This is a genomic window from uncultured Escherichia sp. (assembly GCF_948475835.1).
In the GTDB taxonomy this organism is placed as follows: domain Bacteria; phylum Pseudomonadota; class Gammaproteobacteria; order Enterobacterales; family Enterobacteriaceae; genus ECMA0423.
Genome location: NZ_CAOLGM010000181.1, coordinates 1 through 6,464, shown reverse-complemented (window position 1 = coordinate 6,464; position 6,464 = coordinate 1). Strand labels below are relative to the sequence as shown.

Sequence of the window (6,464 nt, the reverse complement as noted above, 5' to 3'; positions counted from 1 at the left end):
ATGGCGCTGGCTGATCTGGCTAACCGCTATGTCGACGAGCAGGCTCCGTGGGTGGTGGCAAAACAGGAAGGCCGCGATGCCGACCTGCAGGCAATTTGCTCAATGGGCATAAACCTGTTCCGCGTGCTGATGACTTACCTGAAGCCGGTACTGCCGAAACTGACCGAGCGCGCAGAAGCATTCCTCAATACAGAACTGACCTGGGATGGTATCCAGCAACCGCTGCTGGGCCACAAAGTGAATCCGTTCAAAGCGCTGTATAACCGCATCGATATGAAGCAGGTTGAAGCACTGGTGGAAGCGTCTAAAGAAGAAGTGAAAGCAGCTGCCGCGCCAGTTACTGGCCCACTGGCAGATGATCCGATTCAGGAAACCATCACCTTTGACGACTTCGCAAAAGTTGACCTGCGCGTGGCGCTGATCGAAAACGCAGAGTTTGTTGAAGGTTCTGACAAACTGCTGCGCCTGACACTGGATCTCGGCGGTGAAAAACGCAATGTCTTCTCCGGTATTCGTTCTGCCTACCCGGATCCGCAGGCACTGATCGGGCGTCACACCATTATGGTGGCCAACCTGGCACCGCGTAAAATGCGCTTTGGTATCTCCGAAGGCATGGTAATGGCTGCTGGTCCTGGCGGGAAAGATATCTTCCTGTTAAGCCCGGATGCTGGTGCTAAACCAGGCCATCAGGTGAAATAATCCCCCTTTAAGGCGCTGCATCGACAGCGCCTTTTCTTTATAAATTCCTAAAGTTGTTTTCTTGCGATTTTGTCTCTCTCTAACCCGCATAAATACTGGTAGCATCTGCATTCAACTGGATAAAATTACAGGGATGCAGAATGAGACACTTTATCTATCAGGACGAAAAATCACATAAATTCTGGGCAGTTGAGCAACAGGGAAACGAGTTGCATATCAGTTGGGGAAAAGTTGGCACCAAAGGGCAAAGCCAGATAAAAAGTTTTTCAGATGCTGCGGCAGTGGCAAAAGCGGAGCTTAAGCTGATTGCGGAGAAGGTGAAGAAGGGGTATGTGGAGCAAGCGAAGGATAATTCTTTGCAACCTTCCCAAACGGTAACGGGCTCTCTCAAGGTAGCGGACTTATCCACCATTATTCAGGAACAACCCTCTTTCGTAGCAGAAACCCGTACGCCTGACAAAAATACAGATGCTGTTTTACCGTGGCTGGCGAAAGATATTGCTGTCGTTTTTCCGCCCGAAGTTGTACACACCACGTTAAGTCATCGCCGCTTTCCCGGAGTTCCTGTTCAGCAAGCAGACAAATTGACCCAATTACGTCGCTTAGCCTGTAGTGTGTCGCAACGGGATAATAAAACAGCCACATTTGACTTCAGCGCCTGTTCTTTAGAATGGCAAAACACCGTCGCCCAGGCGATCAGTCAGATCGACGGCCTGAAAACAACACAGCTACCATCACCAGTAATGGCTGTACTCACGGCACTTGAAATGAAATGCACAAGATATAAAGTGCGTGAGGATGTTATGGATCAGATCGTCCAGGAAGGCGGTCTGGAATATGCTACTGATGTAATAATACACCTTCAACAGATTGATATTAAATGGGATTATGCGAATAATGTCATTATTATTCTGCCGTCTGGCATTGCACCTGACTACTTGGAGCAATATTCCAGATTTGAATTACGCCTACGTAAACATTTATCACTGGCGGAAGAGTCTCTCTGGCAAAAATGTGCACAAAAACTTATTGCCGCAATTCCACATATTCCAGAATGGCGGCAACCATTAATTGCTTTGTTATTACCCGAAAAACCAGAAATTGCACATGAAATTGCCCAGCGTCTACTGGGGCAAAAAAAATTACCCTCGCTTGAGTGGTTAAAAATAGTGGCGACTGATGAGCACATTCTTGCCTCATTAGAAAAATATCACGAGCCATATGCCATTTTTGATGATTACTATTGTGGTGCGATATGGTCAGCCACCGTATTACAGGAGCAAGGTGTTGCAGCCCTGCCCCGATTTGCTCCCTATGCCGCAAGTGACTACTGCGCCGATGTGTTGCGTCATATCAATCATCCGTTCGCATTAACACTGCTTATACGTGTAGCCGGGCATACTAAACGCTGTCACGATCGGATGACGAAAGCCATTGCTGCGTTCCCACATGCAGCAATGGCGGCACTGACGGAACTTCTTGGGCAAAAAGAAGAGAACAGTTGGCGCATTATGCTAATGACAATGCTTATCTCACAACCAGCACTGGCAGAACAGGTCATTCCCTGGCTCTCGACACCCGCAGTTGCCGTACTGAAATCATGCCAGCAACAACTGACACAGCCCTCAAACCATGCCAGCGCCGATCTACTGCCAGCCGTAGTAGTCTCCCCTCCCTGGCTTTCGAAAAAGAAAAAATCGCCGATTCCGGTGCTGGATTTAGCGCCATTAGGCATTGAGCCAATCTGTTATCTGACAGAAGAAATCAGTAATCAACTTTTGGCGAAATATATCTGGTATTCAAAACACATCACGGTTAGCCATGAAGAAAGTACTACCAACCTGTTGGCAAGGATGGGTTTTCAACGACGGATCGCTGGTACATATATTAAAGCTCCCGAAGCGGTAGTTGAGGCATGGCTAAATGAAGATTATTCAACCTTACTAAGTGAATTTAAGGTGTTTCATTCACCTACCGGGCATTATTGGCAGTTGGGGATTTTGACAACATTGCCGCTGGAGAAAGCAGTAAAAGCATGGAATGCCCTTACCCTATCTCCACATACCGATACCGAATACGCCATGTTACATTTTGGACTCAAAGGGTTACCTGGGTTAGTAAACTCACTTGCACGCTATCCACAAGAAGCCTTGCCCATCACGAATTACTTCGCAGCGAGTGAGCTGGCTCCTGCCGTCGCCCGTGCCTTCAACAAACTGAAAACGCTACGCGAAAACGCCCGTAGCTGGCTGTTGAAATACCCGGAACATGCCCTTACCGGCCTGCTGCCTGCGGCGCTCGGCAAAGCCGGTGAAGCACAGGATAACGCCCGCGCTGCCTTGCGTATGCTTACCGAAAACGGTCATCAGCCATTACTGCAAGAAATCGCCCGACGTTATAACCAGCCGGAAGTAACCGATGCGGTGAACGCTCTGCTTGCGCTCGATCCCTTAGATAATCACCCGACAAAAATCCCCACTCTTCCGGCCTTTTATCAGCCATCGCTCTGGACGCGCCCGGTATTAAAAGCAAATGCCCAATCACTGCCAGATAGCGCCCTCCTCCACCTCGGTGAAATGCTCCGCTTCCCTCAGGAAGAGGCTCTGTATCCGGGATTATTGCAGGTGAAAGACGTCTGTTCCGCCGACTCACTGGCGGGATTTGCCTGGGATCTGTTTACCGCCTGGCAGACCGCTGGCGCGCCGTCGAAAGAGAGTTGGGCGTTCACTGCGTTAGGCGTTCTCGGTAACGATGACACCGCCCGCAAACTGACGCCATTAATACGCGCCTGGCCTGGTGAATCCCAGCATAAACGCGCCACCGTTGGGTTGGATATTCTCGCTGCTATCGGTAGTGATATCGCCCTTATGCAGCTTAACGGCATCGCCCAGAAACTGAAATTCAAAGCATTACAGGAGCGGGCAAAAGAAAAAATTGCCGACATTGCCGAGAGCCGCGAACTCACGGTGGCGGAGCTTGAAGATCGGTTAGCACCGGATCTCGGTCTGGATGATAACGGTTCGCTGCTGCTGGATTTTGGCCCACGGCAGTTCACCGTCAGCTTTGATGAAACCTTAAAACCGTTTGTGCGTGATGTTTCCGGCAGCCGCCTGAAAGACCTGCCCAAACCGAACAAAAGCGATGATGAAACGCGGGCGAACGATGCGGTTAACCGCTACAAATTGCTGAAAAAAGATGCGCGTACCATCGCCGCCCAGCAGGTAGCAAGGCTGGAATCCGCCATGTGCCTGCGCCGCCGCTGGTCGCTGGAAAACTTCCAGCTCTTCCTGGTTGAGCATCCGCTGGTTCGTCACTTAACCCGCCGTCTGATTTGGGGCGTTTATAGCGCCGAAAACCAGCTACTGGCTTGCTTTCGCGTAGCAGAAGATAACAGCTACAGCACCGCTGACGATGATCTTTTCACCCTGCCGGAAGGCGATATCTCTATCGGCACTCCTCACGTTCTGGAAATATCACCAACGGATGCTGCCGCCTTTGGTCAGCTTTTTGCCGACTACGAACTGCTACCACCGTTCCGCCAGCTCGACCGTAACAGCTACGCCCTGACAGAAGCCGAGCGCAATGCCAGTGAACTGACCCGCTGGGCAGGCAGAAAATGCCCGAGTGGTCGGGTCATGGGGCTGGCGAATAAAGGCTGGATAAAGGGCGAACCACAGGATGGAGGCTGGATCGGATGGATGATCAAACCTTTGGGTCGCTGGTCGTTAATCATGGAAATCGACGAAGGTTTTGCGGTGGGTATGTCACCAGCCGAACTTAGCGCTGAGCAGCTCTTAAGCAAGCTGTGGTTATGGGAAGGCAAAGCGGAAAGCTATGGCTGGGGGAGTAATTCAACACAGGAAGCGCAGTTCTCCGTACTCGATGCCATCACCGCCAGCGAGCTAATTAACGATATTGAAGCCCTGTTTGAATAAGGAAAGAGCATGGACAAGGAATTACCGTGGCTGGCGGATAACGCCCAACTGGAACTGAAATATAAAAAAGGCAAAACACCACTCAGTCATCGCAAATGGCCGGGCGAACCGGTGCCTGTTATCACTGAAAGCATCATTCAGACACTGGGTGATAAATTGCTACAAAAAGCTGAGAAAAAAAAAACATTGTCTGGCGTTATGAAAATTTTTCACTGGAGTGGCAGTCCGCCATCACGCAGGCCATCAACTTGATCGGCGAACACAAACCCTCAATCCCGGCCCGGACAATGGCGGCGCTAGTCTGTATCGCGCAAAATGACAGCCAACAGTTGCTCGACGAAATCGTCCAACAAGAGGGACTGGAATATGCGACTGAGGTGGTGATTGCACGCCAGTTTATTACACGATGTTATGAGAGTGATCCTCTGCTAGTGACATTGCAGTATCAGGACGAGGATTATGGCTATGGTTATCGCTCAGAAACCTATAACGAATTCGATCTCCGACTGCGTAAGCATCTCTCTCTGGCAGAGGAAAGCAGCTGGCAGCGTTGCGCCGACAAACTCATTGCCGCACTGCCAGGAATACCCAAAATTCGCCGTCCTTTTATTGCGCTGATCCTCCCGGAAAAACCAGAAATAGCCAATGAGTTGGTAGGCCTTGAATGCCCGCGAACTCATTTTCATTCTAAGGAGTGGTTAAAAGTTGTTGCTAATGACCCCACAGCGGTGAGAAAACTCGAGCACTACTGGAGCCAGGATATATTTAGCGATCGAGAAGCCAGCTACATGTCGCATGAAAACCACTTCGGCTACGCGGCCTGCGCCGCCCTTTTGCGCGAACAAGGACTGGCAGCCATTCCGCGCCTCGCGATGTATGCCCATAAAGAAGATTGCGGCAGTCTGCTGGTACAAATTAACCATCCGCAAGTCATCCGCACCTTGCTACTGGTGGCTGATAAAAACAAACCCAGCCTGCAACGTGTGGCTAAATACAGTAAAAACTTCCCCCACGCGACGCTCGCCGCACTGGCAGAACTGCTGGCGTTAAAAGAACCACCAGCCCGCCCAGGTTATCCAATCATCGAAGACAAAAAGCTGCCTGCACAGCAAAAAGCACGCGATGAATACTGGCGTACGCTGTTACAAACGCTGATGGCATCGCAGCCACAACTGGCAGCAGAAGTGATGCCGTGGTTAAGTACTCAAGCCAGGGCAGTGCTGAATAGTTATTTATCGGCACCGCCAAAACCGGTTATTGATAGCACCGATAACAGCAGTCTGCCTGAAATGCTCGTTTCACCACCGTGGCGTAGTAAGAAAAAAATGACAGCTCCACGTCTTGATTTGGCACCGCTCGAATTAACTCCGCAAATTTACTGGCAACCAGGCGAACAAGAGAGGCTTGCCGCCACTGAGTCTGCCCGTTATTTCAGCACGGAATCTCTTGCGGAACGCATGGAACAAAAAAGTGGACGAGTTGTATTACAGGAACTGGGTTTTGGGGATGATGTATGGCTGTTTCTGAATTATATACTCCCCGGAAAACTGGATGCTGCACGCAATTCACTCATTGTTCAGTGGCATTACTACCAGGGGCGGGTTGAAGAGATCCTGAATGGCTGGAACTCCCCGCAAGCACAATTAGCAGAACAGGCGCTCCGCAGCGGTCACATAGAAGCGTTAATTAACATATGGGAAAATGACAACTTCTCACGTTATCGTCCGGAAAAGAGTGTCTGGAACCTGTATTTATTGGCACAGTTGCCGCGTGAGATGGCTTTGACCTTCTGGCTGCGTATCATTGAGAAAAAGCATCTGTTCGCGGGTG

At 50.3% G+C, this 6,464-nt stretch carries 2 protein-coding genes and 1 pseudogene; all 3 read left to right on the top strand.

The window, feature by feature from the left end; all coding sequences use genetic code 11:
* The coding region (gene metG, locus QZF50_RS22010) for a methionine--tRNA ligase subunit beta (protein ID WP_290388995.1) at nucleotides 1-699 on the top strand (699 nt) is incomplete at its 5' end.
* A 140-nt stretch (nucleotides 700-839) separates the two neighbouring features.
* A complete protein-coding gene (locus tag QZF50_RS22005) occupies nucleotides 840-4,634 on the top strand; it encodes a WGR and DUF4132 domain-containing protein (RefSeq protein WP_001748555.1) in 3,795 nt (1,264 codons plus the stop codon).
* Between the two features lie 9 nt (nucleotides 4,635-4,643).
* Nucleotides 4,644-6,464, top strand: a pseudogene (locus QZF50_RS22000) (hypothetical protein); the annotation flags it as partial.